Below are 18,331 nucleotides of genomic sequence, written 5' to 3'. Positions count from 1 at the left end.
GCTCATATACGTTCAAGATCCGAATACTACTAATCCTGTTGCTTCAGCATCCACTTCAGCAGATCAGGTAGGCTTGTCCACAAGCGTGAGTGTACAATCACATATTCGATCGCTTCGTTTGCATCGCCCATCCCTACAAAATCCGGTAAGTTGTGCGGCAATCTCTTGATTCCTAATAAATAATCCGGCACATGCTTGTTCACATTCCGCGCTACGCGGTACAACATTTTCAGTTGGGAAGTGATCCCGTTCTTCTTATATTCTAAGACCATACGGTCGTAAGCTACTGTCGCTGCAGCATCTTTTCCGAATTTCTCCAGCACTAATTCCGTCTCTGCCAGCTTATTGCTGTAGAGGTATGCTGCAGTCAGAAGGTAACGTGCACCTGTGTTATCTTCTGGGTTAAGCGCTAAAATATGTTCGAGCGTCTTAGCGGCTTCTTCCGCATTTCCGCTAAACCAGCAGGAGTCAGCGTAGCTTTTACAGATTCGAATGTATGGACGCGTCTCGTGGAGGTCCCAGAAATGTCCTTTGTTCTCAGCGAAAAAGGCTTCACCAAGCTCACGTGCACCTGCTTCCATCCCTGCTTTCAAGAAAGCGCGGGCATCGGTTTCGTTCTCTGCTTCCTCAGCCAAAATGAGATAAGCATCCGGACTGTCCGGATAAACCTCTAGCGCGGCTTCAGCTAACTGAATCCGGCGATTGGATGTATTGGTTTGCATAGCCTTTTGTAATAGAGCCTGCTCCTGATCCTTCGGACTGCCTGAGACATTCAGCAGAAGTAGTTCTTCCTCCGCTCCACCCATGCCATATTCCTCAATGTAATTAAGCATCTCTTTAACTTTTCTAGAAATAGTAGGTGTAGTAACCTCATGTTTAGTGGCAAGATCTGCTTGCGTTAGTGAGAAACCATATTCCTCAGACAAAATAAATTCAATTGCTGCGCAGAAAGAGCCCATTTTCTTCACAGCAGGCTTAGTCTTACGGGAATAACCATTCCACAGAACTAGAGCTTCCCAAATAAGCTCTCTATCATAGCTTTCTCTCATGCTCTCAATAAGGTGCAGCGCCAATTGTTCATGAGCTGGGTGCTCCCATTTTAGATCACGTGACACTTTTTTTCTGAGCGTAGCAAGAGTGATTTTTACTTCAGGTTGTGCTACGGGTTCCTGCTTCTCAGCCACAATCTCGCTAGCAGCCGCTTCTTCCTTGTTTACAAGTTGCATGATGGACTCTACTGCAGAGGTTTCTTTCCCAAGGCAGCATTTCTTATATTTTTTCCCGCTTCCGCAAGGACACATATCATTTCTTCCAATCTTACTCAAAACGAATTCCTCCTTAAATCTGTGAGTAGCCATTCGCCATAAGCGTATCGCTAGTATGCACTATAAGTATCATCATTTCCAGGCACGAGGCATCCTTTAAAAGGTTACTTCACAAAGTCTGAAGGACTCCGATTTAAAAGGGCCTTCCCATGATCGGAAAGACCCTTATCTGTATATATCCGCACATTTTCCCCCGTACGTGTAGTATTATAGCACTTCTTCTATCACTTGTCAGTCCTTTTTTAGGACTTTTAGCGCAAAAAATGCTAGATACAGTTCTTTATCCTTATACCAAAGCTTTCATAGCGATGTCGCTGCGGCTTTGTTTTCCGGAAAAAGTAATTCCTTCAGCCCTGGCGTAAGCTGCAGCACGAGCTTCAGCAATCGTAGCACCTAGGCCTACCACGCCTAGTACCCGACCCCCATTTGTCACCCAGCTTCCGTCTTCACCACGCGCCGTACCGGCATGGAAGATCAGCCCTCCTTGGCTGTCTTCAAGGCCTTCAATCGGTACACCCTTTGGATAAGGGCCTGGATATCCTCCTGAAGCAAGAACTACGCATACAGCCGCTTCGTCGCTCCATGTTATGTCGATATCTGCAAGTCTACCCTCGGTAACCGCCAAAAAGATTTCTAGCAAGTCGCTCTTGAGTCTAGGCAACACGACCTGTGTCTCAGGATCACCGAAACGAGCATTAAACTCAATCGTCTTAGGTTTTCCCTCTGGAGAAATCATTAGTCCCGCAAACAGTACACCGCTGAAGGGACGACCTTCATCCACCATGGCTTTTGCTGTCGGCTTAATGATGGTCTCGATTGCTTCTTGGATAATAGCCTCATCAATATGTGGTAAAGGCGAATAGGTACCCATTCCGCCGGTATTAGGACCTTTATCCCCATCAAATACGGGCTTATGATCCTGAGCAGCAGCCATAGGACGTACCGTCTCTCCATCGACAAAAGCCAGAATCGACATTTCCTGTCCAGCTAGAAACTCCTCAATAACAACCTGTGCGCCTGCCTCACCGAATACCTTAGTGACCATAATATCAGCGAGCGCTTGCTCTGCTTCTTCCCGAGAATAAGCAACCGTCACGCCTTTTCCTGCGGCCAGACCATCTGCCTTGATGACGATCGGCAGCGGCTGCTCCCGTAAGTAAGTTAGTGCAGCTTCATAGTCGTCAAACTTCTCATAGGCTGCTGTCGGAATATTATATTTATGCAGAAGATCCTTCATAAAGGTTTTGCTGCCTTCGATCTCCGCCGCATTCTTACGCGGACCAAACACAGGAATATCCCGTGCTTCAAAAGCATCCACAATTCCAGCAGCGAGCGGATCATCCGGTCCGATTACAACAAGACCTACTTCCTTCTCTTTTGCAAAAGCCGTGAGGCGATCGAACTCGAATACTCCGATCGGCACACATTCGGCTAACTGCGCAATCCCGGCGTTGCCGGGTGCGCAATAGATTTTACCTGCCTTGGGGCTTTGGGATAGACTCCAAATCATCGCATGCTCCCGGCCGCCGCCGCCAACCACTAAAATATCCATCCGAATATGATCCTCCCAGCGTTCTAGTGTTTGAAATGACGGACGCCTGTGAAGACCATAGCAATACCATACTCATTAGCGACCTTAATTGATTCTTCGTCTTTAATGGAGCCGCCTGGCTGAATCACAGCAGTGATACCTGCTTTTGCTGCCATTTCTAGCGTATCGCCCATTGGGAAGAAAGCGTCGGAAGCAAGTACGGCTCCCTTGGATTTTTCACCGGCTTGCTCGATTGCAATTTTTGCTGCACCCACACGGTTCATTTGTCCTGCACCTACGCCAACAGTCATATCATCAGCTGCGAGTACAATCGCATTAGACTTCACGTGCTTAACTACTTTCCATCCGAACAACAGCTGTTTCAATTCTTCTTCTGTTGGTTTACGATCCGTAACAACTTGTAGATCATCTGGGTTTACAGAGTGCACATCGCTCTCCTGTACAACCATGCCTCCATCGATCGAAGTCACTACAAAGCTGCTCTTACGTGCACTAGCCGTACTAAGATTACCGATTTTCAGTAAGCGGAGATTCTTTTTCTTTGTAAGGATTTCCAGTGCTTCTTCCGTAAAGCCTGGTGCCAAAACGATTTCGAGGAAAATATCTTTCAGAAGGTTCGCTGTGTCTGCATCAATTATGCGGTTCGCTGCTACAATTCCGCCAAAGATAGAAGTTGGATCGGCGTTGTAAGCTTTTTGATAAGCTTCGTATACACTTTCACCCACACCTACACCACAAGGGTTCATATGTTTAACCGCTACGACAGCAGGCTCTTCAAATTCCTTGACGATTTGCAGTGCTGCGTTAGCATCGTTGATATTATTGTAAGACAACTCTTTGCCGTGCAATTGCTCAGCCGCAGTGAGTGTATCCAGTGCCGCCAATGGCTTGCGATAGAACGCCGCTTTTTGATGCGGGTTCTCACCATAACGCAGATCCTGAATTTTCTCATAAGTCACGGTGTAGCGCTCTGGAAGAGGCTCGCCAGTAACGTTAGCCAAATAATCGGAAATTAAGGCATCGTAAGCCGCCGTATGACGGAACACTTTTGCCGCAAGACGTTTGCGTGTTTCTAGCGTTGTATCTCCACCTGCTCGAACCTCTTCAAGTACTGTAGTGTAGTCATTAGCATCCACCACTACACTTACAAAAGCATGGTTCTTTGCTGCAGAACGCAGCATTGTAGGTCCGCCGATATCGATATTCTCGATGGCTTCCTCGTAGGATACGTCAGGTTTTGCGATAGTTTCCGCGAACGGATACAGATTCACAACAACCAGATCGATGTAGTCCAGTCCAAGCTCCTTCATTTGACGCGTGTGCTCCTCGTTATCACGAACAGCAAGCAATCCGCTGTGTACAGCAGGGTGCAACGTTTTGACACGTCCGTCCATGATTTCCGGGAATCCTGTCACATCGGAAATCCCGATGACTGGAACACCTTCTTTAGCCAAAAGCGTGCTTGTTCCACCTGTAGAGATGATTTCTACGCCTAATGCAGACAACTCGCGGCAAAAATCCACGATACCTTGTTTATCCGATACGCTGACTAGCGCTCTTTTGATACTCACTTTGAATAGTCCTCCTTCAGGTTGTACATGCGATTTAATATGAAGAAAACCCACAACGCGACAGATAACGCCGCTTATGCAATATTTCCCGAGAAATACCCTGAAACATCTCGGTCTGTCACCAAATGTCGATCCAAAACTTCGAATGGCTGCGGTGCAGCTTACTTTTCGCGGATAATCGTCTTTCTTCCACGCAGTTCCACTTTCCCGCTGGCAAAGGCGCCAACCACTTCGGGATACAGCTCATACTCAACCTTATGAATACGTTCTGCCAATGAATCCGCCGTGTCGTTATCCTGCAGGGCTACGCTGCGCTGAGCAATAACAGGCCCGGTATCCATACCTCCATCGACAAAATGCACAGTAACACCCGTCAGCTTTACGCCATATTCCAGCGCTTGTCCGATAGCATCTTTTCCCGCAAAAGCAGGCAGCAGCGATGGATGAATGTTAATAATTCGTCCAGCATACGGCGTTAACAGCACAGGTGTAATGAGACGCATATACCCTGCCAGCACAACCAGCCCGATTTCCCGCCGCTGAAGCTCTGCTACGATCTCTGCTTCGTAGTCTTCACGGCTGGCGAAATCTTTTGGCCGCAGCAAGAGGGCGGGAATGCCCGCATCCTCCGCACGCTTAGCTACAGGTGCCTCTGGCTTGTCGGATACAAGCAACTCAATATTGCCCTCACCAAGCAAGCCCGCTCTCTGTGCATCGATTAGTGCTGCAAAATTACTGCCTTGCCCAGAAGCAAAAACAGCGATTCGACTCAATTGCATCACACTTCAGCTCCAGTAAAGGTTACTTTGTGTTCCCCTTCTGTCACTTTACCAATGATATATGCCTCTTCCCCGCTAGCTTTTAGCAGTTCAAGAGCAAGTTCTCCATCAGCAGCACTAACTACCAGAACAAGTCCAATTCCCATATTAAAAGTAGTAAACATATCACGGTTGCTTACGTTTCCTTTGTTCTGCATCAATCCGAAGATCGGCAGAATCGGCCACGATCCGTAATTAATCTCCACATCTACACCGTCAGGCAATACGCGCGGGATATTCTCAATGAATCCGCCACCCGTAATATGTGCCATACCTTTTACCGGAAGCTGCTCTAACAGTGCCAGCAAAGGCTTTACATAGATCTTAGTTGGTGCAAGAAGTACATCCACAAGCGGAGCTCCAAGCTCCGGAAGCACATCATTCAGACCATAGCCATCTTCCTCAAGCAAAAGCTTACGCACCAGCGAGAAGCCGTTGCTGTGCACGCCGCTAGATGCCAGACCGATCACTGTGTCTCCAGCAGCGATGGTTGCGCCTGTTACCAACTTCGCTTTGTCAGCTACACCAACCGTGAATCCAGCGATATCATACTCTCCCGCTGAATACATGCCCGGCATTTCAGCTGTTTCGCCGCCAATCAATGCGCAACCTGCTTGGTGACAGCCCTCTGCGATCCCTGCTACGATCGCTTCGATTTTCTCCGGCACGACTTTGTCGCAAGCCAGATAGTCGAGGAAAAAGAGCGGCTCTGCGCCTTGCACTACAATGTCGTTCACGCACATAGCCACAGCGTCGATCCCAATCGTGTCATGGCGATCTGCCGCGAACGCGATTTTGAGCTTCGTGCCTACACCATCAGTACCAGACACAAGGACTGGCTCTTCATATTTATCTTTATTGAGGCCAAACAGCGCTCCGAACCCACCGAGATCCGTCATTACTTCTGGACGGTAAGTACGTTTTACGTGTTTCTTCATGCGTTCTACCGCTTCATTACCAGCCGCAATATCCACTCCGGCGTTTTTATAAGCTTCCGACACTTGGGACACCTCATCTTTTAATTAGTTTAGAGCACGTTTGCGGGGCATCGAGGGGAGTTGGTGGTTATTGGAGTTATTACGAGGAATGTTTGGACTTCCGATCGCTGTTATGTTTGAATTTCCTGATTTAAACCGCTCATCGCGGTAGAAATCCAAACATAAAGGCGAACGCTAACGCTTCTACAGTTCCAAACTTCCTCTCCATAACTCCCTCCAACCACCGGGTTTCCCCTACTGCAAGCCGCAGTGCGCGCCTTGCACACGGACCTCAAGACCTCGGTGCATGAGCTGCGCCATGCACCTCCTAAAGCGAACACCCACACCTTTGCAAGGGGAACTTAGGGGGATGGCCCCTAACTAGCAGCTGCAGCCATCTTTCTCTTCCCCGCCAAAATCAACCTGCGTCGGGTAATCGTTATCGAAGCAGGAAAGGCATAGCCCGCCTTTATAATCATCTTTGTTGTGACCACCAATGGAAGCGATTAGGCCTTCCGGTGACAGGAATGCCAGGGAATCGGCATTGATCTCTTCGCACATTTCCGCAATGGTCTTGTAGGACGCGATGAGATCGCGGCGGTCTGGGGTATCAATGCCATAGAAGCAAGGATTCTTGAAGGGCGGCGATGTTATCCGCACATGCACTTCAACAGCTCCCGCTTCACGAAGCAGATTGACGATCCGCCGCGAAGTTGTGCCACGCACGATGGAATCATCGATCATGACGACACGTTTACCATCCACCACGCTGCGCACAGCGCTTAGCTTCATTTTCACACCTTGCTCACGCAGTTCTTGGCTCGGCTGGATGAAGGTCCGGCCTGTGTATTTATTCTTGATGAGCCCAAGCTCATAAGGAATGCCCGTCTGCTCCGCATATCCGATCGCTGCCGAGATACTCGAATCCGGTACACCGGTTACGAGGTCAGCATCTACGAAAGCTTCTAATGCCATGCGGCTACCCATCCGCTTCCGGGCGGTGTGCAGGTTAGCGCCGTTCATATCACTGTCTGGACGAGAGAAGTAAATATACTCCATCGCGCACAGCGCTTTACGTTTAGGCTCGGTAAAACGGTCCTCTAAGAGGCCGTTTTTATCGAGCACGAGCAGTTCGCCGGGTTCGATATCGCGAATCAGCTGCGCTCCGATGACTTCTAGTGCGCAAGATTCGGAAGCAAAAATATATGCATCGCCGATCCGCCCCATTACAAGCGGACGCAAACCGTGAGAATCCGAAGCAACAATTAATTTGTCATTCGTCATGAGCAGAAAAGCGAACCCGCCAACCAGTTGTTTCAGCGCATCCTTAGCCGCTTCAACAAAATCCTTAGGCGAACGTGCAATCAGATGCGCCAGCACTTCGGTATCACTTGTGGTTTGAAAGATCGATCCGCTTTGCTCTAGCTGCTTACGAATCAACGGTTCATTAACAATGTTACCGTTTGTAGCAATCGCCAAATCACCGTCACGATATTTGAATACGAGCGGCTGTGCATTGGTTAAGCGGCTGTCCCCACTGGTGGAATAACGTACATGCCCGATAGACATGTCTCCAACCAGTGAGGCAATTTTGTCCTTGTCGAATACTTCTTTTACTAACCCCATCCCGCGGTGATAGTTGAAATCACGACCATCTGCTACGCAGATGCCCGCACTTTCTTCCCCTCGGTGCTGTAAGGCGTGCAAGCCGTAATAAGACATGGACGCCGCTTCCGGGTGTCCGAAGACCCCGAAAACGCCGCATTCTTCTTTTAATGTGTCAAAAATATCTCCCGAGCCCGTTCCTTCATTGTAAAAGTCACCAGTCCACAGGATAGGAGTCTCCTGCTCTTTCCCGGTCTTTATTTCATAAGACATGGAATAGCATCCTCCCACACGAATTTCAATTCTGCTACAGCTTCATCTAATACGGATGCACCGTCCAGATTTACGCGCAGTCTGTCTCCACCTACAGTTCCGATGATTTCCACGGGTACGCCGCTGGCAGCAATCGCTGCTTTTAGCTCTTCTGCACGTTCAGGCGCTGCTGTCAGCACGATACGCGATTGGCTCTCACTGAACAATGCTACATCGGATCTAAGTCCATTAGCAGAAAGCTCAACGTTCGCACCAATGCCACCGCTGATACAGCTCTCTGCAAGTGCTACAGCAAGGCCGCCTTCGGACAAGTCATGTGCCGAACGCACCAGACCGCCGCGAATCGATTGAAGCACTGCGCTCAGCAGTTTTTTCTCAGTAGCCAAATCCAAAGCTGGAGGACGGCCTTCGGTTACACCATGAACGGCATATTGAAATTCACTACCACCAAGCTCAGCTTTTGTTACACCTAGCAGAAGGATAGAGTCTCCTTCTTGTTTGAATCCTTGAGTCGTAATATGATCTGTATCCGCTACTAAACCAACCATGCCGACAACCGGCGTTGGATAGATGGATCCCGTAGTATTTTCGTTATAAAGACTGACATTACCACCGATAACCGGAGTATCCAGCACACGACAAGCTTCAGCCATACCATCAACCGCACGTTCCATTTGCCAGAACACATCAGGTTTCTCAGGGTTTCCGAAGTTTAGGTTATCCGTAATAGCCAATGGTTCAGCACCGGAACAAACGATGTTACGTGCCGCTTCGCTGACTGCAATACGTCCGCCCACTTCAGGATCAAGATAAACGTAGCGACCGTTACAGTCCGTAGTCATCGCTAACCCTTTACGTGTACCATGAATGGTAACTACAGCCGCATCAGATCCAGGTCGAACAGCCGTGCTAGTACGCACCATATAATCATATTGGTTGTATACCCATGCTTTGCTTGCTACGGTTGGTGATCCAAGAACAGTACGCAGTGCACCGCCTAAGTCCGTAACTTCCTCGTAACGAAGCGTGTCCACCGATTCATTTTCTACATAATAAGCAGGAACCTCAGATGGTTTGTTATAGACTGGGCACTCATCCACGAGCGCTGTTACTGGCATGTCACCAACAACTTCACCGTGATGATACAGCTTCAAGCGACCGTCATCCGTAACTTTACCGACCTTACAGCAGATTACACCCCAGCGATCAAAAATCTCTTGCGCCTGAGCTTCATCCTTCGGTTCTACTACGAACAACATCCGTTCTTGCGATTCCGAAAGCATCATTTCATAAGGAGTCATGCCGTCTTCACGTTGTGGCACCTGATCCAGATACAGCTCCAGACCGTTGCCCGCTTTACTTGCCATCTCGGCACTAGAGCAGGTAAGTCCAGCCGCACCCATATCCTGAATCCCGATAACGATGCCGCTATCGATCAATTCCAGGCAAGATTCCATCACGAGTTTCTCCATAAATGGATCGCCTACTTGTACAGCTGTACGTTTAGCTTCGGACTCTTCACTTAGTTCCACAGATGCAAAAGTAGCCCCATGAATCCCATCACGTCCTGTTGGAGGTCCTACGTAGAAGACCGGGTTCCCTACACCTTTAGCGACACCGCGTTGGATTTTATCATGATCGATCAGACCGACACACATTGCGTTAACAAGCGGGTTACCGTCATAGCTATCATCGAACATGATTTCGCCGCCCACGGTTGGAATCCCGATACAGTTACCATAACCAGCAATACCAGACACGACATGCTCGAACAAATATTTCACGCGATCGCTTTCCAGCTTGCCAAAACGCAAGGAATTCAGCAATGCGATAGGTCTTGAGCCCATGGAAAAAATATCACGAATGATGCCACCTACGCCTGTTGCCGCGCCTTGAAAAGGTTCTACCGCAGAAGGGTGGTTATGACTTTCAATTTTGAATACAACCGCTTGGTTGTCTCCGATATCTACAATCCCTGCGCCTTCGCCGGGTCCCATCAGGACACGTGGTCCAGTAACCGGGAAACGTTTCAACAATGGCTTAGAGTTCTTGTATGCACAGTGTTCGGACCACATTACGCTGAATACGCCGATTTCGGTATAATTCGGCAAGCGTCCCATAAAAGACTTGATGAGCTCATATTCGCTGTCCGACACACCGAATTGGCTGTAAATTTTCTGCTCTGCGATCTGTTCTGCGGTCGGTTCCTTAACGGATACTTGCTGCGTCATGACGATCCCTCCAAGTCTTCAGTATAGATGTGAACATCCGTTTGCCATCTTCTGATCCGAGCAAGCTGTTAGCTGCACGCTCAGGGTGAGGCATCATGCCGACTACATTGCCCTGTACGTTACTAACACCCGCAATATCAGCTACAGATCCGTTTGGATTATCGCTATATGTGAACACGATCTGATTGTTAGCTTTCAGCTCTGCTAAAGTCTCTTCATCACAGTAGTAGTTTCCTTCGCCGTGAGCGATTGGGATGATGATTTCTTCATCCTTAGCATAGTCAATAGTAAATGGGGTTTCGTTATTAACAACCTTAAGCACTGTATCATGACAACGGAACTTCATGGACATGTTACGACGCAGCGCGCCCGGCAACAAACCAGCTTCAGTAAGAATTTGGAACCCATTGCAAATGCCTAGCACGAATTTCCCTTGCTCTGCTGCTTTAGCAACTTCAGCCATTACAGGAGCAAATCTTGAAATCGCGCCGCAGCGCAGGTAATCACCATATGAGAATCCGCCTGGAACCAAAATGCAATCATACGCCGACAAATCTGTCGCTGTATGCCACACATAATCGACGGGTTCGCCGAGACTGTCCTCTACCGCCTTGTAGCAATCAATATCACAGTTGGAGCCTGGGAAGACAAGTACAGCAAATTTCATGTCGTTTAGTCCTCCAATTCGTAGCGGTAATCCTCGATCACCGTGTTGGCAAGTAGCTTTTCGCACATTTCCTTGAGACGCACTTCTGCTTCAGCACGGTTGTCCGTGTCCAAAGTCAGCTCCATATATTTTCCAATACGCAAACTTTCAACCTCTTGAAAACCTACCGAATGAAGTGCTCCTTGCACTGCTACCCCTTGTGGATCGAGAACGCTCTTCTTGATGGTGACATATACCGTCGCTTTTAACATATGCTTGTAGTTCCTCCTAAATTTTTATGTGTATATACTTTCTGAAAGCTGAAACTCTACTAAAAGTAACTCTAGCTTCAAAAACAAAAACATATACTTAATTTATTCTCATGAGTAAACACACTATGTTGAGCTATAAAGACTTGCCAGTAAGACGATGATAAATGTCCAGATAACGGCGTGTAGTTTCTTCAACTACTTCTTGTGGAAGTGGATCAGGTTTACTATTTTTATCCCAGGAGGATGCAGATAGATACGTACGAACAGGCTCTTTATCCATACTATCAATTTCGATATCAAGAGCATATTTGTCCTTGGCCCAGAAGCGTGAAGCATCCGGCGTAAAAATCTCATCAATCAGAATCACCTTGCCGTCCAGCAAGCCGAATTCGAATTTGCAATCTGCAAGAATAATTCCCCGCTCAGCACAGTACTCTCTGGCAAAAGAGAACAACTGCAAGCTCTTCTCCTGCAGCTCGAGTGCCAGATCAGCACCGATTAACTCCTGCATCTTTTCAAAAGGAATATCCTCATCATGACCTACATCATTTTTAGCCGCAGGGGTAAAAATCGGCTGTGCCAGCAGCGCATTTTTGCGCAAATCTTTAGGAAGATCAATACCATTGACTTTGCCTGTTTCTTGATACTGTCTCCAGCCCCCACCGGTAATGCACCCACGCACCACACATTCGATATCGATGCGTTCCGCTTTGCGTACCACCATAACACGGTTTCTGAGTGCCTCTTTGTCCTTAACGATGTCTCCGAGCAAATCCACATCGATATGAACGACATGATTCTCCATTAGCTCTTTCGTCTTTCCGAACCAGAACGCACTCAGACGGTTAAGCACATTGCCCTTTTCAGGTACCGCGGGGTCCAGCACATAGTCAAAAGCAGATATCCGATCCGTGACGACGATCAGTACATTCTCCCCTAAATCGTACAGCTCACGAACCTTCCCTTTATAGAGCAGCGGCGCATTGATGAGTTCCACGGCTGTGGATACGGCCGACGATGTCATGACCTTTCCTCCCTTGAACTAATGATCATTAATTATTACTTGAGCGAAAGCGTCACTTACAAAGTCGAAATATCTATTGGTCAATCGGTCCACTACAAGAAATATTTGGACTTCCGATCGCTGTTATCCTCAGATTTCCTGATTTGAACCGCTTCTCGCGGTAGAAATCCGAGGATAAAGGCGAACGCTAACGCTTCTACAGTTCCAAAAATTCTCTTCGTTCCTTATTAACCATCGGTATTTCAATTCTGCACAACGCTAACCGCTCGTACTATTCCAAGCTCCTTAGTTCACCACTAACCTATCTTTTTTTTAGATAAGCTCTAGCTTGCGGAAGATGGTGTCCACATGCTTAAGGTGCCAAGAAGGGTTAAATGCATCTTCAATCTCTTCTGGGGTAAGAACGTTAGTGATTTCAGGTGTAGCTTCCACGATATCGCGGAATTGTTTTTGCTCTTCCCATGCTTGCATAGCACGCGGTTGAACGGTATCGTATGCTTGCTCACGGCTAAGACCTTTGTCGATCAGTTTAGTCAAGATCCGACCGGAGAAAGGAACGCCGAAGGTACGGTTCATGTTACGCTTCATGTTCTCTGGGAATACAGTCAGGTTCTTCACGATGTTACCGAAACGGTTCAGCATGTAGTTGAGCAGCATTGTTGCATCTGGAAGGATGATACGTTCCACGGAGGAGTGCGAAATATCGCGTTCATGCCAGAGCGGTACGTTCTCGTAAGCTGTAACCATATGTCCGCGAATGACGCGGGACAGACCGGAAATGTTCTCGCAGCCGATCGGATTACGTTTATGCGGCATAGCGGATGAACCTTTTTGACCTTTGGCAAAAGCTTCTTCCACTTCACGAATCTCACTCTTTTGCAGAGCGCGGATTTCAGTAGCGAATTTGTCTAACGATGTCGCTACCAAAGCAAGTGCAGCCATGTATTCAGCATGACGGTCACGCTGTAACGTTTGTGTAGAGATTGGAGCTGGGCTTGTGCCGAGCTTGCGGCAAACGAATTCTTCTACGAAAGGATCGATGTTCGCGTACGTACCAACGGCACCGGAGATTTTACCAAACTGCACACCGTTCGCAGCATGGCGGAAACGCTCCAGGTTACGTTTCATTTCTTCGTACCAAAGCGCCATTTTCAGACCGAAGGTGGTTGGCTCGGCATGAACGCCATGTGTACGGCCCATCATCGGTGTATCTTTGTAGGCAATAGCCTTATCTTTAAGGATCTCAATAAAATTGATGATATCCTTCTCTAGAATCTCATTCGCTTGACGAAGCAAGTAACCCAGTGCCGTATCTACCACGTCAGTAGAAGTAAGACCGTAGTGAACCCATTTGCGTTCTGCGCCAAGGCTTTCGGAAACCGCACGTGTAAATGCGATAACGTCATGACGTGTCTCTTGTTCTATTTCATCAATGCGTGCGATGTCGAATTTAGCGTCTTTACGCAGTTTAGCTGCGTCTTCGTGCGGGATAACTCCCAGCTCAGCCCATGCTTCACAAGCGCAAATTTCAACTTCCAGCCACGCTTTGAATTTATTTTCCTCCGTCCAAATAGCTCGCATCTCAGGTCTGCTGTAACGTTCGATCATATTCTTTAGTTCCTCCAAAGTTTAGATTGCTCCACCCAGGACAAGCCGTCTCCGGTATCCTTGCAGAGCAGATTGATATGGCCCATCTTGCGGCCGGTCTTACTCTCAGTCTTGCCATATATATGAAGCTTAGGTACAACACCCAGCTTATTATCTTTTTCGTCCTGTGTACAGGTCGCTTTAATGGCGCCATCCAAATGCTGACCTAGTACATTTACCATAACTACGGGTGTCAAAAGCGTTGTATCGCCCAGCGGCAGATTACAAATCGCCCGGACATGCTGCTCGAACTGTGAAGTCGCGCAAGCGTCCATGGTGTAATGCCCGGAGTTATGCGGCCTTGGTGCCAGCTCATTGACGAACAATTGCCCATCCTCTGTGACGAACATTTCTACAGCCAACAGCCCAACCGCATCAAGTCCAGCAATTAATGTCTCTGCCAATTCGCATGCTCTCCGCTGAATCTCCTCTGACACTCTTGCAGGCACAATAGACAGATGCAAAATATTATTCACATGAATATTCTCCGACGGCGGGAAGCTCTTAACCTCTCCAGATGCACTGCGTGCAGCAACGACGGATATTTCACACTTAAAAGCGACAAATTTCTCAAGCACCAGCTCCGGTACAACCGCTCCGGGTGCTACTTGCCGGAAGGCTTCTTCCAGCTCTTCCTCCTGCCGAATCACGGCTTGTCCCTTGCCGTCATAACCGCCTGTGGCTGTCTTCAGCACACAGGGAAGTCCAAGTTCAACCGCCGCCACTTTCAGCTCCGCAAGGCTATCCACCTTCCGGTACGGGGCGACGGGTACGCCTGCCGCCTCGATGGCGGCTTTTTCGCGCAGCCGATGCTGTGTCGTATACAGCAGCGCGCTGCCCTGCGGCACGTACGATTCCTCCGTCAGCAGCGCGGCAACACCCGCGTCGACGTTCTCGAACTCGTACGTGATGACGTCCGAGCGGCGCGCTAGCTCCCGCGCCGCGTCCCGGTCGTTATACGCCGCTGTAATCTGCGGCGTAACTTGACCGCTAGGCGCATCCGGCGCAGGGTCCAGCGCCACGAAGCGGTAGCCCATGGCGCTGCCAGCCAGCGCCATCATGCGCCCGAGCTGCCCGCCGCCGAGCACGCCGACGGTCGCGCCGGGCAGTAGCGTCCGGACGGTGCCCGTACCGGACGCATTAGTAGCAGCTGGCGAATTAGCGCCGCCAGCCTCCTGCAGCTTCAGCTCCTCCGGTCTCATAAGCTGTCGCTGCTTTCAAGGACTTCGTCGCGGATCGCATCCCGCCGCAGCTGCGCACGCTGCTGCACTTCTGGATCGAACGCTCCGATAATCTGTGCGGCCAGGAGGCCTGCATTAATGGCTCCTGCCTTACCAATGGCTACCGTTGCCACTGGAATGCCTCCTGGCATCTGCACGATGGAGAGAAGCGAATCCAGCCCGTTAAGCGCCTTCGACTGCACTGGCACTCCAATTACAGGCAGGATCGTCTTTGCTGCCACCATACCCGGCAAATGTGCTGCACCGCCCGCTCCTGCAATAATGACGCGAATACCCCGGCCCGCGGCTTCCTCCGCATAGCTGAACATCAAGTCCGGCGTCCGGTGCGCGGATACTACCTTCTTCTCATAAGATAATCCCAGCTCTTCAAGCACCGCACAAGCGTGCTCCATCGTGTCCCAATCCGATTTACTGCCCATGATAACAGCTACCTGTACTGACATGATTCGACCTACCTTCCAGTCACTAGTATGGATATCTTTATCTTATAAATTCGAATAAAAAAAGCCCGATGACCAGACGCATTTTGCTGCGGGAGGATCGGACTAGTAAAGAAATTAGGAAAAAATAATCCGCGTGCCTATCATTAGGCTGCATTAAGCGCGGAAAATGGCATAATGCATCATTCCGTTACCCGGACCGCATTGCCGCATTCTATCATCCTATTTCCTCGTAGTCCGGTAATTTACGGTTCCCGGGTAGAAACTTCCGGGCCATATCCCCGGTTTTATACGAGTTGCTCATGACATCAGTTTAACAATCCCCTACACAGGATGTCAACTCAAACACGAACATTTGTAAATTAGGATTACTAAACGTTCGCTTTTAGGCGAATTTAAATTCTCAACAGCCACTTATTTTGATGATAAAGACTTCTTTCCGTACACTCTTAGTTCTAACACCAGATGTTATATTAAGCATAAAACTTATACTTTCTTATATTTGAAAAAAGGAACGCCATAAGCGTCCCTTTTAACTCTATATTATTTGACCACCAGCACTGGAATGCGGGCGCTTTGTACTACATTGTGGCTCACACTTCCCAGAACAAATTCACGTATTCCGCCAAGTCCGCGACTGCCGATGACAATGATGTCCACAGCCTTTTCTTTAGCATATTTCAAAATCACTTCAGCAGGTGATCCTTGTAAAAGCTCAACCTCAGCATTCAAGCCTTCAGCCTCAAGGCGTCCCTTTACTTCTTCCGTAGTTTGTACTGCTAAATCATAATATTCTTTATTTACTGAAGCTGGCAGTGGTGCTAAAGCTTCTCCGATAAAAAATCTTGGGAATTCAAATGCGTGAACAACATGCAGCGTAGAGCCCGGAGTTACTTTTGCGAGTTCAATTGCGCGCTCCAATGCTTGATTAGAAGCCTTAGATCCATCATAGGCGAGTAAAATTTTAGAGAATAACATGTACGCCACCTCTTTTTCTAGTTTGTAATCATAAAGACTATCACCTTAAAAAATAGCTGTACAAAAAGATATTCAGCAACAGAAGTAACGGAATTCCGATCCTAAAGGACATATGTCGTGTCTTGTGGCGCTTACGATACATGGCAATCAGCACGCCTAGTGCCCCACCCATAGCTGCCAGTAGAAAAAGTGTCTTTTCAGGTACACGTTCTCGCCGTTTACGGGCTTTGATCTTGTCTTCGGACATCACTACATATCCGATTATATTAATTACCACAAACCACAACATTATAACCTTGACCATTCTCCCGGGCTCTCCTCCTTGCTACCTATCTATCTCTATTATATTCCTCTTTTTCACAAAAAACCAATCATCCTTACACGCTCTGATAACTTCGCTGTCTGCCTCTTTAGTTTCACTGCTTCGCATCCTTCATCCATATCCATGACAACACCGCAGCCAGCGCCGCCGCAATTCCGCCCAGCCAGAACCCCCCGGTCAAACCATAGTGAGCACTCATCCAGCCTGCCACGAACGGTCCCGCCGACATGCCTACCGCATAGACAGCCTGATAGAAGCCCATAGCTGTTGCACGTTTATATGGATCCACTTCTGACACCGACTTGCCTAACAACAATGGAAAAATAAGTCCCTGCATAAATCCGTTTCCTACCTGAGTCAGACAAAGCATCGCTAACGTCGGCATAGAAGGAATAAGAAGTGTAAACAATGCACTGCCCGCGAAGCCTATGATAAGCGTCCCCCTGTCCCCTAGGAGTCTTCCGAATGTCCGTGAGCCGTAGAGGGTCGCGACAGCATGCGGAATCATGAAAGCAAGCGTCAGCCAGCCCAAGCTTTCTTTGCTTGCTCCGATATTCAGGGCTTGGTTCGGAGTATATCCGAACATCGTAATGAATAGCACACAGTGTGCCAATACAGACAACAGTGAGACTCTTACCAAAAGGGGCTCCTTCATAACACCCGCCAAATCCTTGATCTGGATCGCACTTTGCCGTTTCTCCTGTTTTTGTTCAGGCAATCGCAGAGCAAGCAGCAACGCCGCAATCGCTACAATTCCACCTATCAAGAACGGGGTATTCCAGCCCCAATGCTCCACCATATAGCCACTGATCATCATACTGGTCAATTGGGCGATAACTGTAGTAAATTGCAGCATGCCCATTGCTTTTCCAGCTTCCTCTTTCGGGAAATAGCCCGCGAACATCACAGTGTACACGACCCATGCCGAAGCCGCTATACCAGATACCGCACGTGCTGCCAATGCCCAAACAGGCTGTGCTCCCCACATAAAAAGAAAACAGCTGGCTCCGCTCGCAATCAATCCCAGATAGATAAACGGCCGCCGCCGATTCAAATAATCTGAACCGATACCAATCGGCAGTCGGAACAGGATCTGCATTAACCCGTATACGCCAAGCACCATGCCTACCATAAAATACGATGCTCCCAAATGCTCCACATACGGTGAAAGCACCGGGACATAAATATAAGAAGAGAACCAGAACATAAATACAATCACAAGAAAGAAAAACCTGCTGTTACCCTGACCCTGTGGGCTATCTGCCGCTTTCACTGGATCCACTTGCTGCTCCGCTGCCACCCTAATCACCTGCTCTATGTATTTGCTTAACATTCTAATTCAAAGCCTATCCGTAGACTACAAAAACTTACGCGAATAAAAAAAGACTACTGAGCAAACTCAGCAGTCT

General features: G+C 48.5%; 16 protein-coding genes and 1 riboswitch. All 16 genes read right to left on the bottom strand.

Features of this window, described 5'->3' with window-relative positions:
• Positions 1-29: 29 nt before the first annotated feature.
• The 16 genes from ACDZ28_RS11775 to ACDZ28_RS11700 all read right to left on the bottom strand — a co-directional run bounded on the left by ACDZ28_RS11775 (position 30) and on the right by ACDZ28_RS11700 (position 18,255).
• Positions 30-1,325 carry an SEC-C metal-binding domain-containing protein gene (locus ACDZ28_RS11775; protein ID WP_375104740.1) on the bottom strand — a complete coding sequence of 432 codons (1,296 nt, stop codon included), beginning with the start codon at positions 1,323-1,325 and terminating at the stop codon, positions 30-32.
• A 286-nt stretch (positions 1,326-1,611) separates the two neighbouring features.
• Positions 1,612-2,877: a phosphoribosylamine--glycine ligase gene (purD, locus tag ACDZ28_RS11770; protein ID WP_375104739.1), complete on the bottom strand. Its 1,266-nt coding sequence runs from the start codon at positions 2,875-2,877 to the stop codon at positions 1,612-1,614.
• Between the two features lie 23 nt (positions 2,878-2,900).
• Entirely contained in the window at positions 2,901-4,448 is a 1,548-nt protein-coding gene (gene purH / locus ACDZ28_RS11765) for a bifunctional phosphoribosylaminoimidazolecarboxamide formyltransferase/IMP cyclohydrolase (protein WP_375104738.1), read from the bottom strand.
• A 161-nt stretch (positions 4,449-4,609) separates the two neighbouring features.
• Positions 4,610-5,227, bottom strand: a complete 618-nt coding sequence (purN, locus tag ACDZ28_RS11760; RefSeq protein WP_375104737.1) for a phosphoribosylglycinamide formyltransferase — start codon at positions 5,225-5,227, stop codon at positions 4,610-4,612.
• Positions 5,227-6,267, bottom strand: coding sequence for a phosphoribosylformylglycinamidine cyclo-ligase (gene purM, locus ACDZ28_RS11755; protein ID WP_375104736.1), 1,041 nt, complete (start codon positions 6,265-6,267; stop codon positions 5,227-5,229). Before purM ends, purN begins: the two co-directional genes overlap by 1 nt.
• 357 nt (positions 6,268-6,624) lie before the next feature.
• A complete protein-coding gene (purF, locus tag ACDZ28_RS11750) occupies positions 6,625-8,121 on the bottom strand; it encodes an amidophosphoribosyltransferase (RefSeq protein ID WP_042124038.1) in 1,497 nt (498 codons plus the stop codon).
• Positions 8,106-10,352 carry a phosphoribosylformylglycinamidine synthase subunit PurL gene (purL, locus tag ACDZ28_RS11745; protein WP_042124036.1) on the bottom strand — a complete coding sequence of 749 codons (2,247 nt, stop codon included), beginning with the start codon at positions 10,350-10,352 and terminating at the stop codon, positions 8,106-8,108. Before purL ends, purF begins: the two co-directional genes overlap by 16 nt.
• On the bottom strand, positions 10,330-11,019 hold the full coding sequence (gene purQ, locus ACDZ28_RS11740; RefSeq protein WP_042124034.1) for a phosphoribosylformylglycinamidine synthase subunit PurQ: 690 nt from the start codon (positions 11,017-11,019) through the stop codon (positions 10,330-10,332). Before purQ ends, purL begins: the two co-directional genes overlap by 23 nt.
• Positions 11,020-11,024: 5 nt before the next feature.
• On the bottom strand, positions 11,025-11,270 hold the full coding sequence (gene purS / locus ACDZ28_RS11735; RefSeq protein ID WP_036680912.1) for a phosphoribosylformylglycinamidine synthase subunit PurS: 246 nt from the start codon (positions 11,268-11,270) through the stop codon (positions 11,025-11,027).
• Between the two features lie 133 nt (positions 11,271-11,403).
• Positions 11,404-12,294, bottom strand: a complete 891-nt coding sequence (locus ACDZ28_RS11730) for a phosphoribosylaminoimidazolesuccinocarboxamide synthase (protein ID WP_375104735.1) — start codon at positions 12,292-12,294, stop codon at positions 11,404-11,406.
• A 312-nt stretch (positions 12,295-12,606) separates the two neighbouring features.
• Positions 12,607-13,902, bottom strand: a complete 1,296-nt coding sequence (purB, locus tag ACDZ28_RS11725) for an adenylosuccinate lyase (protein WP_042124027.1) — start codon at positions 13,900-13,902, stop codon at positions 12,607-12,609.
• Between the two features lie 5 nt (positions 13,903-13,907).
• Positions 13,908-15,143 carry a 5-(carboxyamino)imidazole ribonucleotide synthase gene (purK, locus tag ACDZ28_RS11720; protein WP_081390081.1) on the bottom strand — a complete coding sequence of 412 codons (1,236 nt, stop codon included), beginning with the start codon at positions 15,141-15,143 and terminating at the stop codon, positions 13,908-13,910.
• Complete coding sequence (gene purE / locus ACDZ28_RS11715; protein WP_042184739.1) at positions 15,140-15,625, bottom strand: 5-(carboxyamino)imidazole ribonucleotide mutase; 486 nt, start codon at positions 15,623-15,625, stop codon at positions 15,140-15,142. The genes purK and purE overlap by 4 nt, the downstream gene beginning before the upstream one ends.
• A gap of 210 nt (positions 15,626-15,835) precedes the next feature.
• A riboswitch (purine riboswitch) is annotated at positions 15,836-15,937 on the bottom strand.
• Positions 15,938-16,165: 228 nt separating this feature from the next.
• Positions 16,166-16,600 (bottom strand): universal stress protein, encoded by a 435-nt coding sequence (locus ACDZ28_RS11710; protein ID WP_042124024.1) that lies wholly within the window; start codon positions 16,598-16,600, stop codon positions 16,166-16,168.
• 40 nt (positions 16,601-16,640) lie between these two features.
• Positions 16,641-16,904, bottom strand: coding sequence for a DUF1294 domain-containing protein (locus ACDZ28_RS11705; protein WP_042124022.1), 264 nt, complete (start codon positions 16,902-16,904; stop codon positions 16,641-16,643).
• A gap of 112 nt (positions 16,905-17,016) precedes the next feature.
• On the bottom strand, positions 17,017-18,255 hold the full coding sequence (locus ACDZ28_RS11700) for an MFS transporter (RefSeq protein ID WP_375104734.1): 1,239 nt from the start codon (positions 18,253-18,255) through the stop codon (positions 17,017-17,019).
• Positions 18,256-18,331 lie beyond the last annotated feature (76 nt).

Origin of the sequence: Paenibacillus sp. RS8 (assembly GCF_041956825.1) — a bacterium.
GTDB lineage: Bacteria > Bacillota > Bacilli > Paenibacillales > Paenibacillaceae > Paenibacillus_AQ.
The sequence above is the reverse complement of the archived record's forward strand: the minus strand, read 5'-3'. Positions and strand labels throughout refer to the sequence as shown.